Origin of the sequence: Pseudoduganella dura, assembly GCF_009727155.1 — a bacterium.
GTDB lineage: Bacteria > Pseudomonadota > Gammaproteobacteria > Burkholderiales > Burkholderiaceae_D > Rugamonas > Rugamonas dura.
Window position 1 is genome coordinate 4,348,634 of record NZ_WNWM01000002.1, and the last position, 17,909, is coordinate 4,366,542.

The 17,909-nt window shown below is 68.7% G+C and carries 10 protein-coding genes; 4 read left to right on the plus strand and 6 right to left on the minus strand.

Annotated elements, in window-relative coordinates; translation table 11 throughout:
* The first annotated feature begins 1 nt into the window (after position 1).
* The 3 genes from GJV26_RS19040 (at position 2) to GJV26_RS19050 (ending at position 5,437) form a co-directional block, all read left to right on the plus strand.
* The gene (locus GJV26_RS19040) at positions 2–3,667 is read left to right on the plus strand and encodes a tubulin-like doman-containing protein (RefSeq protein WP_229428006.1); all 3,666 of its coding nucleotides are present in this window, start codon (positions 2–4) and stop codon (positions 3,665–3,667) included.
* A 3-nt stretch (positions 3,668–3,670) separates the two neighbouring features.
* Positions 3,671–4,966: a hypothetical protein gene (locus tag GJV26_RS29950; protein WP_216643145.1), complete on the plus strand. Its 1,296-nt coding sequence runs from the start codon at positions 3,671–3,673 to the stop codon at positions 4,964–4,966.
* Positions 4,967–5,083: 117 nt separating this feature from the next.
* Positions 5,084–5,437, plus strand: a complete 354-nt coding sequence (locus GJV26_RS19050) for an apolipophorin (protein ID WP_155710280.1) — start codon at positions 5,084–5,086, stop codon at positions 5,435–5,437.
* A 65-nt stretch (positions 5,438–5,502) separates the two neighbouring features.
* Here GJV26_RS19050 and GJV26_RS19055 read toward each other — a convergent pair whose 3' ends face one another.
* The 4 genes from GJV26_RS19055 to GJV26_RS19070 all read right to left on the minus strand — a co-directional run bounded on the left by GJV26_RS19055 (position 5,503) and on the right by GJV26_RS19070 (position 12,538).
* Positions 5,503–7,599: a tetratricopeptide repeat-containing diguanylate cyclase gene (locus GJV26_RS19055; RefSeq protein ID WP_308807670.1), complete on the minus strand. Its 2,097-nt coding sequence runs from the start codon at positions 7,597–7,599 to the stop codon at positions 5,503–5,505.
* A gap of 162 nt (positions 7,600–7,761) precedes the next feature.
* Complete coding sequence (locus tag GJV26_RS19060; protein WP_155710282.1) at positions 7,762–9,573, minus strand: ABC transporter ATP-binding protein; 1,812 nt, start codon at positions 9,571–9,573, stop codon at positions 7,762–7,764.
* Positions 9,563–11,314: an ABC transporter ATP-binding protein gene (locus GJV26_RS19065; protein WP_155710284.1), complete on the minus strand. Its 1,752-nt coding sequence runs from the start codon at positions 11,312–11,314 to the stop codon at positions 9,563–9,565. The genes GJV26_RS19060 and GJV26_RS19065 overlap by 11 nt, the downstream gene beginning before the upstream one ends.
* A 216-nt stretch (positions 11,315–11,530) precedes the next feature.
* Complete coding sequence (locus GJV26_RS19070; RefSeq protein ID WP_155710286.1) at positions 11,531–12,538, minus strand: phasin family protein; 1,008 nt, start codon at positions 12,536–12,538, stop codon at positions 11,531–11,533.
* Positions 12,539–12,740: 202 nt separating this feature from the next.
* Here GJV26_RS19070 and GJV26_RS19075 point away from each other — a divergent pair, with 202 nt between their 5' ends.
* Positions 12,741–14,021, plus strand: a complete 1,281-nt coding sequence (locus tag GJV26_RS19075) for an amidohydrolase family protein (RefSeq protein WP_155710288.1) — start codon at positions 12,741–12,743, stop codon at positions 14,019–14,021.
* Positions 14,022–14,055: 34 nt separating this feature from the next.
* On the opposite strand, the gene GJV26_RS19080 is transcribed toward GJV26_RS19075, so the two are convergent.
* Together GJV26_RS19080 and GJV26_RS19085 are read right to left on the minus strand one after the other, a co-directional pair.
* Positions 14,056–17,412 carry an alpha/beta hydrolase-fold protein gene (locus tag GJV26_RS19080; protein ID WP_229419357.1) on the minus strand — a complete coding sequence of 1,119 codons (3,357 nt, stop codon included), beginning with the start codon at positions 17,410–17,412 and terminating at the stop codon, positions 14,056–14,058.
* Positions 17,409–17,549: a hypothetical protein gene (locus GJV26_RS19085; RefSeq protein WP_155710290.1), complete on the minus strand. Its 141-nt coding sequence runs from the start codon at positions 17,547–17,549 to the stop codon at positions 17,409–17,411. The genes GJV26_RS19080 and GJV26_RS19085 overlap by 4 nt, the downstream gene beginning before the upstream one ends.
* Between the last annotated feature and the right edge of the window lie 360 nt (positions 17,550–17,909).

Sequence of the window (17,909 nt, forward strand, 5' to 3'; positions counted from 1 at the left end):
CGTGGACCCGATCGGAAAGAAGACCGAACTGAAGGTCGACCTGCGGCCGACGCTGTTCATCGGCGCCGGCGGCACCGGCATGGAAGTGATGATGCGGATCCGGCGCCGCATCCTGTCGGCCGTGTGGAACCGGCACCACCCGGCGCGGGTCGAGTCGATCGGCGAATTCCCCGTCGCGCGCTTCCTGCACATCGACCTGGACAGCGGCGCCGTCATCGACGAGGGCAAGTCGCAGCGCACCGACCCGTGGTACGAACTGGTCAAGCTGGGCGATGAAGAGAGACTGGTCGAGCCGATCGACCTGCAGCAGTACCATGAATCCGACGACAGCCTGGCGCGCTTTCCGCTGATCGAAAGCTGGATGCCGCTGCGGCCGAAGAAGCTGCGTTCGCTGGGCATCGATCCATCGCTGGGCGCGGGCCAGATCCGCGCCGTGGCGCGGCTGTACCTGTTCGACAAGTATCCGAAACTGCGCGGCCGCATCAAGGGCGCGCTGAACTTCCTCGCCTCGAACGCGGGCATCGAGCGCAAGGACAATTACCAGCGCCTCGGCCTGCAGGTCGACACGTCGAAGTTCCGTATCGTCGTCATCGCGTCGAACGCGGGCGGCACCGGTGCCGGCACCGCGCTCGACCTGGGCTGGCTGGCCAAGGCCATCGCGCGGCAGGAAGTGGCGGACAGCCAGGTCGACCTGGTGATGTTCATGCCCACCGGGTATGCGCACGCCAACAAGGAGCGCACCGAGGCCAATGCCTATGCCACGCTGATGGAAATGGAAACGGCGATGCGCGACATGAACGCGCAGGTGCGCTGGGCCGACCCGGACAGCCTGGTCGGCCGCGGCGCGCCGTACGACGACGTGTATTTCGTCGATACGGCCAACCTGGCGAACAAGGCCACCCAGGACGTGAAGGATGCGTACCAGATGGTGGCCGACTCACTGTTCGAGGATTTCGCCTCCGCCGATTTCGCCAACCGCAAGCGCTCGGTCGCCGTGAACCAGCAGCAGCACAAGCTGGGGCCGTTCAACCCGAAGGTGCCGGAAGGGCGCTTTGGCGACATGCGCCTGTCGTACTCGAAAGCCTATTCGGCGTTCGGCCAGTCGGTGCTCGATACGCAGCAGGGCCTGCGCGAGGACATCCGCGCTTACGAACTGGCGGCCCTGATGGTGAAGGCGTTCTTCGGCATCATTGGCACCGACGGCGCTCCGGCGCGCCGCGCCGGCGACGGCGAGCGCGACGTGTTCATGCGCGAGCAGATGTGGCTGGCAGAGCGCCCGTTCGACGAATTCCCCGATTTCAAGAAGGGCACGGTGGAGGTGACGCCGTTCCAGGAATACGCGCTGACCGACCAGCTGCTGATGGACAAGGACCAGCGCTCGCTGCTGGAACGGGTGGAATCGAAGGTGCAGACGGAAATCGACCGCATCACCGGCGGCTACGACCTGAAGGAATGGCGCGCCAAGATCGCCGAGCTGCTGCCGCAGCTGGAGCGCGACGCGATCCGCGAGGCCGGGGCCACCGCCGAGACCAGCGAGGACCGGCTCAAGCGCCACACCCAGGAACTGGTGATGCGGCTGAAGGGCCGCATCCGCGAGCGGCTGTACGGCTTGCTGGACGACCGCCGCCAGGGCGGCCTGGAGTTCGTGCTGTCGCTGCTGGAGCAGATCAAGGCCCGCGTGGCCCAGCGCGACATTCCGCGCATGGAGCACAACGAGCGCCGCTACCGCGAGATGCGCGATGCGCTGCGCACCCGGCAGGTCGAAGAGTCGCTGAACAATCTCTCGCAGGCGGCCGGCAAGTGGATCAACGCCGGCGCGCAGGCGCGCGAAGTGATCGTGCACCTGAAACGCGATATCGCCGACTACCTGCGTTTTCACCTGTTGTCCGTCACCGCCGGGCAGTCCGCCGAAGTGCTCCGGCAGGTTTCAGGCTGGCTGGGCGAGCCGCTGTCGGTCGACGAGAAGGGGCAGGCCGTCTGGTCCGGCATCGCCGGCGAGTTCCAGGAAGGGCGGCGCTGCGTGGAAGCGATGCTGGGCGCCGTCGACCAGCGCGTGGCGCAGCTGCGCGCCGATGCGCAGCACGAGCATGCCACCTACATGAAGCTGGCGAACGGGGACGCGCCGCCGCCGGTGAAGCTGACCGGCGACGTGTCGGCGTGGAGCGAGGAAGTGCTGCTCGAATTCGGCGGCTCGGCGCGGCTGTTCCCGCAGCTGGGCGACGAGAAGCTGCGCTCCTCGCTGCTGCTGAAACTGTTCCGGCGCGCACAGACGCAGCTGTCCACGGAAGAAGCGGGGACGGAACCTGTCGATCCGCTGCTGGAGCGGCTGCTGGCGATGTCGGTGCAGGAGCGGCAGCGCGTGTTCGGCGAGTGGCTCAAGAGCGCGATGCCGTGGGTGAACGCGCGCTTTTCGGCCGAGTTCACGCCGCGCGCCGACCAGTTCAAGTGTTTCGTCGGCGTGGGCGATGTCAACGCGTGGAAGCGGCTGGAAGCCGAAATCCGCGCCGCCGCGCCCACCGGCTACTTCCACGGCGAACTGGTCAATATCGTCAACACGGGCGTCAAGGGCCGGGCGGTATGCTACATCGAACTGTCCGGGTTCCCGATGACGGTGCTGCGCGGGCTTCCCACGTGGCGCACCTCCTACCAGATCGAGAACCCGAAGATCCCCACGCACCTGCATTTCGACGCGACGCGCTTCCGCCACCCGATCGCGCCCGGCATGGATGAACTGAACCGGCTGGCCGACGATTACGAATGGTTCCTGCAGGCGGTCGCGCTCGGCGTGCTGAAGCGCAAGGCCGACCTGGCCGACCGCGAGGCGTCGTTCCAGCCGCGCGGCCAGTACCTGTACGAAGTGGAGCAGGGCTCCGGCGAATGGCTGCAGGTGGGCAACGAGTACGCGGTGCGCTCGAACGGGCTGCCGTCGTATTACCGCGAGCAGATCATCGCCACCGTGCAGCAGCGCCTGGCCCGGCTGGGACCGCACCAGTTCCTGCTGCTGGCGGCGCTGATGCGCCATTACCAGCAGCGCGTCTACCAGCCGCGCCTGGAAGTGGATGAAACCGGCGCCGAACTGCCGTCACCGTCGCTGCCGAACATCACGGCCAAGCGGCTGCACGACGAATGGCTGCGCCGCGCGCTGGCGGCCGAACCGGCGCTGGCGGCGTCGCCGCATCATGCGCTGGACCGTGCGCTGGAGTTGCTGCCGCAGTGGAGCGAGCCGGTGCCGGGATCGGCTTCCGATGCATATGCATGGGAAGTGCAGCAGAGCGTGGACAAGCGCGTGCCGCACGCGCAATTCCTGAACGGCGAAGCCGCGGCGAAAGCGCTGCTCGATGGCGGCCCGACGCTGGGCAAGACCCCGGCTGGCGCCATCGGCGCGGGAAGCGCTTTCGCCGGCGGTGCGGCCCTCGTCGCACCCGCTGCCGGCGTGCCGGCGCTGTTCAAGGTGTTCGTCAACAAGACGCAGCAAGGGCCGTACACGGTGGCCGAGCTGGCCCAGCGCATCGCGCTCGGCGAAGTGGGCGCCGCCACCAAGGTGTGGAACATGCGCTGGGTGCCGCACGTGGACGGTTGGCAGCCGGCCGGGGCGGTAGCGGAACTGGCGCCGCTGTTCGCGGCGGCGATCCCCGATCCCTCGGATGACATTCCAGATCCGGAGTAAGCGGTGACGTCAGAATTTTCCAGCAATTTTCGCTGCATCAATGCCGCGTGCGGCCGCGCATTCCCGCGCGCCGTGCGGTTCTGCCCCTGGTGCGGCACCGGGCAGGCGGCCGCGGCTGCACGGCCGGCCGCCGCCGCGCCGGCACCGGCTTCGCCACCTGTTGCACCGCCGGCACCGGCTGCGCCCCCCGTCGCACCGCCCCCGGCGGCTTCTCCCGCGCCACCGGTCCGGCCTGCCGCCACGGCATCGGCCGCGGCTGCTGCGCCAGCCGCGGCGGCATCGCGCCCCGGCCCCACGCAGCCACCGCGCCACCAGCAGCCGCAGCCGGCGGCCGGCGTACCGCGCCCGCCTGGCGGCGCCGGCAGCGGTGCCGGGCCGTCGCTGCCGCCCGTGCGCAAGCCGGTCGGCAAGGGCACGTGGTTTTTCGTCGCGCTGTTGCTGCTGGCGGTGTGGTTCCTGGTCAAGCCGGGCGATCCGTCGAAACAGTGGCGCGACAAGGTCGATGACGCCATCGCATTGACGGAGGAGTGCCGCATGGGCGATGCGCGCGCCGCGTTGAAGGAACTGCGCGGCGACAAAGCCGATGCCGCCCAGCTGGCGCGCCTGCAAAAGGCGATCGCCGCCACCGCGCCGGCCTGCGAGAAGAAAAGCCAGCGCGCCAAGGCATGGACCGACACGCAGGCCGCGCTGGAGGCGGCGATGGCCGCCGGCGCGCCCGATAAGGCTTCAACGCGGCTGTCCGCCTTCGTCAAGCGCTGGAACGACGACGAACAGACCCGCGAATGGCGTGACCGCATCGACGTGCGCCGCGCCGAAAAGCTGCTGGACGACGCCAACGCCTGCCTGGCCAGGAAAGACCGCGCGTGCGTGGAAGCCAGGCTGAACGCGGCCGAAAAGCTGAACCGGCCGGAAACCCGGCCACGCGTCGAGGCGCTGCGGGAATCGCTGTCGCGCATGCTGGAATCCACATTGCTGGAGGGCGCCGTGGAGGGGGGCGCGTCGCCAACGGCCAACCCCGCCAACCCGGGCGGCTATCCGCCGCCGCTGTCCGCCACGCCTCCGCGGGTCGCAACGGCGGGAGTGACACCGAACAGCGCCGAAGCCCGGCGCCTGCAGGCGGGAGCGGAACGCGAACTTGCGCAAGGCAACTACCGCAGCGCGATCGGCCTTGCCGGCCAGTGTGCCGCGGCCGGCGGCAGCGACTGCGCCGCGCTGCGCGACAGGGCCGCCCGCCTGGAGCGCGAACAGCATGCCTGCGTGCAGGCCGGCCGTGAATGGGTGGGCCAGCGCTGCGAGTAAGCCTCCGCTCCCCATGGGCGGAGCTGCGCGGGATCAACGATCCCGGCACTCGCTGCACGGGCAGCCGTACGGCGGCATCGAGGTGAAATTTGTTAAGCTTCGTGCAAGGAGGACACCATGCAACGACCATCACGATTGTTGACGGCAGGTTCGCTGGCGCTGCTGCTGGCGCTGGCGGGATGCCACAAGGAAGACGACCGCCGGGTCGATGGCCCGGCCGAGCGCGCCGGCAAGGAGCTCGACCAGGCCACCGAAAAGGCGGTCGTGCATCTCGACAAGGCGCGCGAGGATTTCCAGCAGGCGGCCAAGGAAACGGGCCGCGAGCTGGACCAGGCGGCGGAAAAGGCCGGCGAGGGGCTGAACAAGGCGGCTGAAGTCGTGGGCGAGAAGCTCGAACGGGCCGGCGAGAAGGTGCAGGCCAGCGCGGAGGCGGCGCGGCGGGAGGATGAGGAAAAAGGCAAGTCGAAGTAACGCCGCGGCGCGGCTGGCCCATTCCCAAGACCGCCCGCCGGCGGCCCGGCCCATCCGCCAGCGCATCAACTGCCGGTTTTCGCGGCCGCCGCCGGGATTTCCGTCGCTTCCGGGGCCTCGCCCGGCACCACGACCAGGTCCACGAAGCCGTTGCGCCACGCGCCCTCGAGATCCTGCTCGATCGCTTCCAGCGTCGTCCGCTCCAGGTTGGCGAAGCCGCGCAAGCCGTACGCGCGGTTGCGCCCGTGCGACTTGGCCATGTACAGCGCCATGTCGACCAGGTTGACCGCGCGCTCCCATGACAGCGGCGTGCCGCCCGGCGCCAGCGGATAGGGCGCGAACCCCACCGACACATTGACCTGCAAGGTCTTGCCACCGTGCGCCAGCGTTTGCGATGAAATGCCGTGCAGGATGCGGCGCGCCACGTCATCGAGGCCGCGGCGCGGTACCGCCGGCAGGAACGCGAGGAATTCCTCGCCGCCCCAGCGCACGATCATGTCCGTTTCGCGCAGTACCACGCGCAGGCTTGCCGCGATCATTTTCAGCACCGCATCGCCGGCGGCATGGCCATGGCTGTCGTTGATGTGCTTGAAATGGTCCACGTCCAGCAGGAACAGCGCGCCGATGATGTCGTCGCCGCCGCCGTTGTGCTGGCGGCGCTCCGCCTGCGCATGGCTGCGCATGAAGTCCTGGAAGTGGCGGCGGTTGTACAGCGATGTCAGCGGATCGAGCGTGCTCTGCTGCTTCAGTTCCAGGTTCTTCACCTCGAGCTTGGCATTGGCCTGCCGCACCTTGCGGTACAGCAGGCCCACGACCAGCGAGGCCAGTGCGAACACGATCGCCAGCAGCCACCAGATGCGCTGCTGCAACCGGCGGTTGGCCAGTTCGACGCTTTGCACGCGGTTGTCCTGCCGCAGCGCCTCGATCTGGCGCTGCTTGGTTTCGGTGTCGTACTTCTGCTGCAGTTCCAGCACCGCTTTCTGGCGCTGCTCGGCGAACATTTCGTTGGAGATGCGCCGTTCGCGGTGATACGCGGCGACGGCGCCCGCGTAATCCCCGGCCCGCTCCAGCGCCGCCCCGTACTCGACCAGCACGCCCTGCAGCTCGGGCTTGACGCCGATCTTTTCGAAGGTTGCCAGCCCCGCCTCGAACTGGCGCTTGCCTTCGGCCACGCGGCCCATGCCGAGGTAGGCCAGGCCCAGGTTGACATGGGCCGTCGAGATGGAGTTCTGGTGGCGCGCCTCGGTGCCTGCCGCCAGCGCCTGCCGGGCGAAATCGGCGGCGCGCCGGTAGTCGTGGTCCTTCAGGTAGCTGTCGGCCAGGTTGACGAGCGAGCTGGCGATCATCTGCCGCGCGCCCAGCCTGCGTTCCACGGCCAGCCCTTCGAACAGCGCCTTGCGCGCCCGCTCGTACTGCTTCGACTCGATCGCCAGGCCGTACTCGGTGGACAGCGCGATCGCCAGCCGCCCCTGCGAGCGCATCCGCTTGGCCACGGCAAGCGACTCCGCCTGCACTTCCCATCCCTTGTCGTACTGGTGCATGTCCGTGTACAGCTGCGCGAGCGCGTTGAGCGCGCCGGCCAGCGGCACCTCGTCGCCGCGGACGGTGCGCGCCAGGTCGATCGCCGCCTGCAGCCTGGCCAGCGCCATGGGGTAGTTGCCCTGTTCCTGGAAAGTCTGGCCGGCCGTGACGATTCCCTGCACCTGCAGCGGCACGTCGCGCGTGGCGCGCGCACGGCGCTCGGCCTCGAACGCCGCCGCATGCGCGGCAGGCAGGTCATCCATTTCGAACAGCGCATAGCTGCGCGCCAGCAGGCCCTTGGCCAGCGCGCCGTCGTCGCGCTGCGCCCGGCCGTACGCCACCAGCTCGTCGGCCACGGCCAGCGCGCCCTTCGTATCCCCGGCGCGCCGCGTGGCGCTGCTGTACAGCGACAGGAATTCGGCGCGGGTGGCCACGCCGCCGCCGCGCGCCTCGGACTCGATCGCCCGCAGCCGGCGCAACGCTTCGTCCGGGCCGAAGCGCACCATCTCGCGCGTGGCGGCCAGCTCCGCATCGACAGCCGGCTGGCCGAACGCGAGCACGGGCGCCAGCGCCAATGCGGCGGCGAGTCGGCGGCAGGCATGTAAAACGGAGGAAGAAGGGAAGGGTGGTCGGGCAGCCACGTAAGGGTCCTTGCACTGCGCCTTGCATAAGGTGCGCGCGGTTATCTGGATCATTATAAGCCTGTTGCTATAAGGAATCGCCAACGCCGTCGCATTTTCGTCCGCTGCGCGCCTGGCGCTGCTTTTATGCAACACCAGGCATGCGGCAAGCGGCCGGCGAGCTCAGGCGGCCAGTTGCTGCAACAGGTACAAACGCTGGTACAGGCCGCCTTCGATCCGCATCAGCGCATCGTGCGCGCCCGCTTCCTCGATGCGGCCGTGGTTGAGCACCACGATCCGGTCGGCGTCCCGGATGGTGGAGAGACGGTGTGCGATCGCGATGATCGTCACCTGCCCGCGCAGCTCGTTCAGCGCCTCCTGCACCACCTGCTCGGTGGCGCTGTCGATGCGCGACGTGGCTTCGTCCAGCATCAGCACGCGCGGTTCGCCGGCCAGCGCGCGGGCGATCGCGATCAGCTGCTTCTGGCCGGACGACAGGCGCGACCCGCCTTCGCCCAGCAGCGTGTCGTAGCCGTCTTCCAGCGCCATGATGAAGTCGTGCGCATGCGCGGCGCGCGCTGCCCGCTCGATACGCGCCAGCGGCAGGTTGCGGCCCATGTCGATGTTTTCGCGCGCCGAGGCGGCCAGCAGAAACGGATCCTGCGGCACCAGCCCCACGCGGGAACGGAACGCATCGTGGCCGATGTCGTCCAGCGGCACGCCGTTCATCAGGATGCTGCCGCGCGGCGCCGGATAATAGCGCAGCAGCAGCGACAGCAGCGTCGACTTGCCGCTGCCCGTATGGCCGACGATGCCGTAGAACGCGCCGTGCGGGATTTGCAGGCTCAGGTCGTGCAGCACGTTGCGGTCGCCGATATAGGCAAAGTCCAGGTGGCGGATGTCGATCGCCGGCGTGCCGGACGTGGGTGCGGCTTCGTTGGCCGCCGCTTCGTCGCCCGGATTCGCGGTGCCATGCTCCGGCGCGCCCGCTTCGTCCAGCAGCCCGGCCACGCGCGCGGTGGCCACCACCGACTGCTGCAACTGGCTGAACTGCATCGTGATCTGGATCAGCGGCTCGATCACGCGCGCGATGTAGCTGATGAACGCATACAGCACGCCCACCTCGGCCACGCCGAGCACGGTGCCGTCGGCACGCTGGCCGAACAGATAGATCACGGAGGCCAGCAGCACCACGTTCAGCATGTCCAGCGCCGGCCGCAGCAGCCATGCGTTGGCGCGGATCTCGGCGACCCGCTGCGTGTACTGGTCTTCGTTGGTGCGGCTGAACCGTTCGGCGAAACGCGCCTGCGCATTGTTCGCCTGCAGCACGCTCATGCCGCCGATCGATTCGGCCACCTGGGCGTTGATGTCGCTGCGCAGCTGGCGCGCCCTGGCCACGGCCGGGGCGGAGAGCCGCTGGTACAGCCAGACGATCAGCAGCACGCAAGGCATCAGCGCGACCACGAGCGACATCAGCCGCCAGTCCAGCCATGCCATCGCCAGGATGGTACCGGTGAGCACGATGGTGCTGTCCAGGATCACGAACAGCACCTGGATATACAGGCCCTTGACCGCTTCGGTGTCGTTGGTCACGCGCGATACCAGCTGGCCGGTGATGGCGCGGTCGAAGAATGCCATCGGCAGCCGCAGCACGTGGCCGTACACCCGCTCGCGCAGCCGCTGCACCGAGCGCATCGCCAGGCCGGACAGGCGCAGCAGCTGCAGGTAGCGCAGCCAGGAAGCGGCGCAACCGGTCAGCACCAGGCCGCCCAGCAGCAACGCCATCGACGTCCAGTCCAGGGCGCGGGGCAGCAGGTGTTCGTCGATCAGCCGCTTGCCGAGCAGCGGGCCGAGCACCTCCAGCCCGGCGGCGAGGGCCAGCCACAGCACGGCCCAGCCCAGGTGGTGGCGATCCGGCCCGGCGGCGTCCTTCAGCAGGCCGACCGCCTGCCGCATCGATTCTCCGCGCGTCTTTTCCAGTGTTTCAGCTTGCATCGAGGCTCGCCTCCAGTTGTTGATAGCGCCACTGGCTGGCATACCAGCCATCCCGCGCCAGCAGTTCCTCGTGCGTGCCCTGTTCGACGATGCGGCCATGGTGCAGCACGATGATGCAATCGGCGGCCACCACGGCGGAGAGCCGGTGGCTGGCGATGATCGCGCTGCGCACCGGCCGCTCGCGGCGCAGTTCTTCCAGGTGTTCGAGGATGCGCGTTTCGGTGCCGGTATCGACGGCCGACAGCGCATCGTCCAGCAGCAGCAGGTCGTTGTCGGACAGCAGCGCGCGGGCGATCGCCACGCGCTGGCGCTGGCCGCCGGACAGCGTGATGCCGCGCTCGCCCACCTCGGTTTCATACCGGTGCGGGAACAGCAGGATATCGTCGTGGATCGCGGCCAGGTCGGCCGCGTGTTCCACTTCGGCCCGCGTGGCGTCCGGCTTGGCCAGCGCGATGTTCTCGGCGATCGAGGCCGAGAACAGGAACGATTCCTGCGGCACCCAGCTGATCGCGCCGCGCAGCGCCTGGAGCTTGTAGTCGTCCAGCGCATGGCCGTTCCAGCGGGCGCTGCCCGACCGGGGCGCCAGCTGGCGCAGCAGCACGCGCAGCAGCGTGGTCTTGCCGGAGCCGGTCGGCCCCACCAGGCCGAGCGTCTGCCCGGGGCGCAGGCGCAGCGACACGTCGGCCAGCGCCGGTTCCGCCTGGCCCGGGTAGCATACTGTGAGATGGTCGAGCGCCAGTTCGCCCGGCTGCAGTACCGCCACGGTGCCGTGATCGTCGATCGACAGCGGCGCATCGAGCATCGGCTGCAGCCGCTGCCACGCGGCGCGGCCCCGTTCCAGCAGCGACAGCACCCAGCCGGCCGCGAACATCGGCCAGATCAGCTGGCCCAGGTACATCGAAAAGCTGGTCAGCGCGCCGATCGTCAGCTGGCCGGTCCAGACCAGGTAGCCGCCCAGGCCCAGCGTCAGGCCGGTGGCCGCCGTCAGGGTCAGGCCCACCGCCGGTTCGTAGGCCGCTTCCCAGCGCTGCGCGGTCAGGGCCGCGTCCGACGCCTTGCCGGCCAGGCTGGAGAACGTGGCCGCGCTGCGCTGTTCCAGGCCGAGGGTGCGCAGCGTGCGCACGCCGGTCAGCGTCTCCTGCACGTGATCGTTCAGTGCCGAGAAGCGTTTCAGGGAATCGGCGGCCGCCGTGTGGATCTGGCTCGAAATGCGCCAGAACGCATAGGCCATCACCGGGAACGGCAGCAGGGCAACGAGCGCCAGGCGCCAGTCGACCCCCAGCATCATGATGCCGATCACCAGCACCAGCGTCAGCGCGCCGTCGAAGCCGGCCAGCATCGCCTCGCCGGCGGCCTGTTCGATCGAATCGATATCGTTGGTGGCCAGCGCCATCAGGTCGCCGGTGCGCTGTTTCTGGTAGAACGCCGGTCCCTGCAATGTCAGGCGCCGGTAGAAACGGGTGCGCAGTTCCACGCCGAGCCGGTAGGCGGTCGAATACAGGCGGATGCGCCAGGCGACCCGCAGGCCGTAGTTGGCCACGCCCACCAGCAGCAGCAGGCCGACGCCTTCCAGCAGTTCGGTATGGGGCAGGCGCTGGGCGGCCAGCGCATCGACCATCTGGCCGATCTTGCGGGGAATCCAGACGCCGATGACGGCGACGAGGGCCAGCATCACGCCGGCGCCCGCGTACGCGCGCCAGTGCGTACGCACGAAGCTCGTGATTAGCCTCGATAAACTCATGACGTATTCCTTAATGAAGGTCGCTAGGATACATCAGGGGAGAAGAGCGCGTCGGCCGGGTCCGGTACGGGCCGCGGCGGTGCGGGGAAGAGCGGAAAAAGCAGAACGCCCGGCCGGTGGCCGGGCGTTCTTCAGGCGACAGGGGCCTGCTTCAGGCGGTTGGCCTGGCGTGATTCAAACCGGCCGGCCTGGCGTAGTTCAGGCCATTGGCCTGAATTACTTGCGCGACCGGCCCGGGGCGGACTTTGCCTGGGCGGACTTGTCGGCCAGCGCGGCCACGGGTTCGGCGGCCGGTTTCGAAGCGGCCCTGCCGCGCCCGCCCTTTTGCGTCGAAGGTTCCGTTTCGAACAGCGGGGCAGAAGACGCCGTGACCGGCGCCGGGGCTTGCGCGGTTTCCGCTGCCGCGCCGGTCACGCGTTCGACTGCCGCCGCGACCGCGTCCTTGGGGGCCGGCGCCGCTTCGGCAGCCTTGGCGATGTTGTCGCTGGCCGCCTCGACCGCATCGACGGTGGGGGCGCCGATCGCCTCGGCTGCGTCGTTCGCGGCCCTGGCACCCGCCTCGGTCGCATCCCTGGCCGCCCTGGCGCTGGCTTCGACGGCGGCGTCCTGCACCTTGCCGGCTGCGTTTGCCGCGTCGTCGATTTCCTCGGTGGTCTCGCGCGCCGCGCCCGCCAGGCTGCCGGAGGTGGCACGGGCCGCCTCCACCGCGCTGCTCGTGGCGGCCTGCGCCGCATCGCTCGCCGCATGCGCGGCCTGGGAGGCGGTGCCGGCCGCGCCCTCGGCGGCGGCCTGGGTGGCTTCGGCTGCCGCATTGGTTGCCGCCACGGCCGCGTTGACGGCCGATTCGGTCACCTGCGTCACAGCGGGCGCAGCCAGTACCAGTGCCTTGGCCGGCACGTCGCGCAGGCGCTCGCTGGCCGTCCTGAACAGTGCCTGCTGGGTCTGGCTGGCGATCGAGAACAATTCGCGGTTGTAGGCAAACAGGCCTTCGAGCGCGGACAGGGGGCGGGCCAGGTCGAGCACCGCGCGCGGGTCCTTCGCTTCGATCAGCTGGCGGGCTGCGATGGCGCTGCGTTCGGCGGCGTTGCGCGCCGTGCTCAGGTTCAGTGCGACCACCTGGCCAGCAACATCGACGGTGTTCTTCAGCACGCTGTTCAGGAAGTTGAGCTGGCTTTCTAACTGCGACTTGCTGGTGGCGGAAATTTGTTCGGTAATCGAAGACATGAGCTCTCCTTGGAACAATGAATTGTGCGTTGCAATAAATGCATTCTAGCGATGTATCAAGGCGTTGGAAAGCGCTTTGTGCGCTCTTTATTCAGTAATTTATGCATTGCAACATGCATTTCGGCGCCTTCCGTGCACATGTTGTTGCGCCGTTTGCGCCGATATCCCTACAATCGACCATACCCATTGCCGGAGCTCACTCATGGAATTCGTCATTCGCAACGCCGCGCTGCCCGATGGCCGCACGGGCATTGATATTGCTGTGCAACATGGCCGCATTGCGGCCGTTGCGCCGCGCCTCGCCGTCACCGCCGCGCGCGAGATCGATGCCGGGGGCGACCTGGTCACGCCGCCGTTCGTCGATGCCCATTTCCATATGGACGCTACCCTGTCGTACGGCCTGCCGCGCGTAAATGCCACCGGCACGCTGCTGGAAGGCATCGCGCTGTGGGGCGAACTCAAGCCGCAACTGACCCAGGAAGCGCTGGTGGAACGGGCCATGCGCTATTGCGACTGGGCGGTGGCGCGCGGATTGCTGGCGATCCGCACCCACGTGGACGTGTGCGACGACCGGCTGCTGGCCGTGGAGGCGCTGCTGGAAGTGAAGCGCCGCGTCGCGCCGTACCTGGACATGCAGCTGGTGGCATTCCCGCAGGACGGCCTGCTGCGCAGCCCCACGGCGCTGGCCAACCTGAAGCGGTCGATCGCGATGGGCGTGGACGTGGTGGGCGGCATTCCCCACTTCGAGCGCACCATGGCCGACGGCGCGGAATCGGTGCGCCTGCTGTGCGAATTCGCGGCGGCGCAGGGCCTGATGGTGGACATGCACTGCGACGAGTCGGACGACCCGCTGTCGCGCCATATCGAAACGCTGGCCGCCGAAACGCATCGCCTCGGGCTGCACGGCCGCGTGGCCGGCTCGCACCTGACGTCGATGCACTCGATGGACAACTACTATGTGAGCAAGCTGCTGCCGCTGATCGCGGAATCCGGCGTGGCGGCCATCGCCAACCCGCTGATCAACATCACGCTGCAGGGCCGGCACGACACCTACCCGAAGCGGCGCGGCATGACGCGGGTACCGGAACTGATGGCCGCCGGCGTGACCGTGGCGTTCGGCCACGACTGCGTGATGGACCCGTGGTACGGCATGGGTTCCGGCGACATGCTGGAGGTGGCGCACATGGGCCTGCACGTGGCGCAGATGACGAGCCAGCAGGCGATGCGCGCCTGCTTCGCCGCCGTCACCGACAACCCGGCGAAGATCCTGGGACTGGAAGGCTACGGCCTGGAGCCCGGCTGCCATGCCGACCTGGTGCTGCTCGACGCGGCCGACCCGATCGAGGCGATCCGGCTACGCGCGGCGCGGCGGCTGGTCATGCGGCGCGGCCGCATCGTGGCCGAGTCGCCGCGCGCCGTGGCCCGCCTCGATTTGCCGGGCCGCCCCAGCAGCGCCGATTTCCGCCAGCTTCCACCGGCATGATGAAGCCGCCGCCGTGCGAACGGCCGCCGCCATTCTACTGCGTGGATTTCGACTCGCCGCGCGACTGAGCCGCCGGGAAGAACCACGCCAGGGCACGGTGCACGCGGCCTGCCCAGGACTGCTCGCTGTGGGTGCCCCCTTCGTCCTCCACGTACAGCAGGTTGCCGCCTTCGTGCCAGCCGTTGCGCAGGAGCGCCTGGCGGAAGGCGCGCGTGCCCTCGATGCCGTCCGCGGCCGTGCCGCCGTCCACGTACAGCCTTACCGGCGTTGCCGCCGCCCGCGGCGCGGTGGCCACCGGCGTGCTGCCGTTCCACCAGAACGAGCCGGACACGATGCCGGCCTGGCCGAACACGTTCGCATGTTGCTGCGCCATGTGCAGCGACGCCAGGCCGCCGAATGACGAACCCATGACGGCGGTATCGGCCCGGCCCGGCAGCGTGCGGTAGCGGCCGTCGATGTAAGGTTTGACGGTGTCGACGAGGAAGCGGCCATACGCCGCGACCTTGCCGCCGCCCCAGCGCGCGTCGCAGCACGGCGTGTACTCGGCATTGCGTTCCGGCGTGTTGTCGACGCCGACCACGATGATTTCCCGCATCTCGCCCCACGCGGCCAGGCGGTCCGCCACCTCGTCGATGTTCCACTCGGCACCGTAGGCCGCCGTCTTCGGATCGAACAGGTTCTGGCCATCGTGCATGTACAGCACCGGGTAGCGCTTGCCGGGATTCCGATCGTAGCCGGCCGGCAGCCAGATCCGGAGCTTTCTCTCGTTCGCCAGTTGCGGCGAGGCGAACCGGTCGACGATCTCCAGCCGGCCCCTGGCCACCGGGCCGTTCATGGGCATGTCCGCCGGCGCGCCCGTCGCCAGCAGCCGGATGCCGTGGATGTCGAAACGGTTCATCGCGCCCGCCTTGCCGCCCGCATCGGCGTACGCGGCGTTCGACTGCAGGCTGCTCATGTTGATGAAGTCGGACAGTTCGATGGCGAACGTGCCCGCCTTCAGCTGCGCCGCCAGCGGCGTCGAATACACCGTTTGCCCGGCGGGGGAGTGCGGCAGCTGCACGACGCCCCGGGCGACGACGGTGCCGGCCGCATCGATCACCTTCATCCACTTGACGCCGCCGGTGATGCCCAGGTTGACCTGGTGCGCGTTGTTGCGGTAGCGCACCTGCACCGCGTACGTGCCGGCCTGCCGGACGGCGATGCTGGCGGCGAACGTGTCGGCGGGCGCGCCCCACTGGCCGATCACGCCGTCCCGGGCCTTGACGCTGGAGGCGATGCGCGCATCGCCCGCCGCCACCTCGAGCGCGGTGCCGAGGCAGGCGGGGGCACTGTGGTGGCTGCGGTTGCCCGACACCGGGAACACCGCTTCCACGGCATAGCAGGAGGCGGTGCCGGGCTTCGGATCCGTCCAGGCCGCGCCGCGGATGTTCGCCGCCACGAGGCGGCCGTCGCGATAGATGTTATAGACGGCACCGGCGGCCGGTGCGGCATCGAATTTCAATTCGGCCAGCTTGCCGCGGGCGGCGGCCGTGACGGCCGGTTCGGCCGGCGAGAACACGGCGGGGTCGAGCGCCAGCGGATCGGCCGCCACGCGCGTGAGCGCCTGCCGTCCCGGCAGCAGGGCGCCCAGCTGCACCACGATCGTGTTGTGCGCCGCCAGGTCCTGCCACTTGATGCGGCCATCGACGGGCTTGCCGTTCAGCAGAACCTGCTGCACCGGGTAGTAACCGGATGCGTCTTGCGGCGCCGGCAGCACCACCTGCACGTCGAGCGCGTGGCCGCGCAGCCGCAGGCCGGCCAGCAGGGCGCTGCCGGAACCGCGGAACGCCTCGTTGCGCAGTTTCGACGTGATGAACGGCTTGACCTGGATGCCGTCGTTCGTGGTGGAGACGCCGAACACGCCGCCCACCAGCGCGCCGGCGAAGCCGCCGACGGACCACAGCTGGCGGCGCGAATTGACCACCGGGCCGGACAAGTCCCGCGCCGTATCCTTGCCGTCTTCGAGCATCGGCTGGCCGCTGAGCCATTCCATGTTTTCCATGTTCGACGCATTGACGGCGGCCGCGCGCAACAGCGTGTCGTAGGCCGCGTCGGCCGCTGCCACGTTCTGCACCTGCACTGCCGCCTTCAGGCCGTAGGCGGTGACGAAGGGCCAGATCGCGCGGTTGTGGTACACGGCGCGGCCCGGCTGCTGCGGCCAGATCACCGGCGCGCCCATCGGCCCGTGCGGGTAGCGTGCCACGATGCTGGTGGCCTGCTCGGCATCGGCCACGCCCGTGACCACGGCCAGCGCCTGCCCGAGCCAGTCGAACTTGTCCATCGGCGCGCCGTCGAAGTGGCCGGCGGTCAGGCTGCTGTACATGCCGGCATCCTTCAGCCACAGCCGGGCATTGATCGCGTCCTTCAGTTGCACCGCCCAGTCGCCGTAGCGCTTCGCCGTGGCGGCGTCGCCCTGTTCTTCCGCCAATTGCGCCGCCAGCGTCAGCGCCTTGTAGTGCGCCACGTTGGTCGACAGGGCCTTGGCCGTGGCCATGTGCGCCAGGTGGTCCGGGGTCCAGCTGGCGTAGCTTTGCTCGCGCCAGTCGAGGAACGACTGTTCGCCGTTGTACAGGCCCGCGGCCGGGTCGAACACCGCCACGCGGTCGATCTCGAGCGTGTTGGCCAGCGCCTTCAGCGCCACCGGCACGAAGGCCGCGCGCTCCTCTGGCGGCAGCGCCTTCAGTGCCTCGTCCGCGCCGAAGGCCCACGTCACGCGGTCGGTGCTGACGGGCCAGCTGCCGCCGCTGCCGGTATCCTGCACGATCTGCAGGCCATCGGCGCTGCCCGGCACGACAGCCGGTTTCGTGACCCCGTCGCGGTAACCCGCCAGCTTGAACTGCAGCGAGTTGCGTACCCGCTGCGGGTCCAGCATGCCCAGGCCGAGGCCGGCCGCGTACGACAGGTCGCGCGTCCACACGTAGTGCCACTTCTCGCCCGTTTCGAAGCATTCGCAGGCGATCGGCTGGCCCGCGCGCTGTTCGTTCACGTTGTAGCTGTCGTCGCGGATGTGGGACGCGGCATCCTGCCGCATTTCGGCCATCGCCATCGCGAACAGCGCGTCGAACGCCACGTTGCCGCTGCGCACGCGCGGCAGGCCGGCGCTCTCCGAGTAGGTCACGCTTTGCGGGTCGCCGTCGCGCAGCTTCAGCGTGGTGTTGTGCGTGTAGGTACGCAGCGGCGCACCGCCATCCGCGGTACTGTCGCCCGCCGTGCCGTCGTTCAGCGCGATGCGCACGGTTTCCTGCTTGCCCCAGGAGCCGAAGGGAATGGATTGTTCGGTGGCATGGACCGCGCCCGCGGCGAGCATGCCGAGCGCGATTGCCGCGGCGATCGAGATGGTGGTGCGCTTCATGTCAGCTCCAGGATGATGGCCGTGGTAAGCGTGGTGGTCGGCAGCGCGACGCTGCGTTCGACGGTCTGGCCGCCGGCAGGAATGCCGGCGACGGCGGTACGGCATGGATCGGCGGCGGCGGCAGGAAAGCGGACCATGTGTCTCCTCATGGGGAAGTAGTGGTACTACAGGCTCGTCAATGGCCTGCTGGGCGTAAAACGTGAGCAGAATACTATGTGCTGCAGGCGCGCACAACGATCCTGGAGGGCGGTTTACTAGTTTTAATACAGCGCCCACGGAAATTTGACGGTTTCGTTACATCTTTACAGTGGAAACGATTGTTCTACGGAATTTTATGTAGTTACACTACAGCTGGATGTGGCGACGTCTGTAGCCGCGATACAACGAAAACGTGCGGAAGCCCGGAAACAGGGGCTGAAACGGCCAATTTGCGTGATCTCGGACTGAACTTTAATTGACACTGCATCTAGTTTTAATACAAAATTCTTGCAGGACGT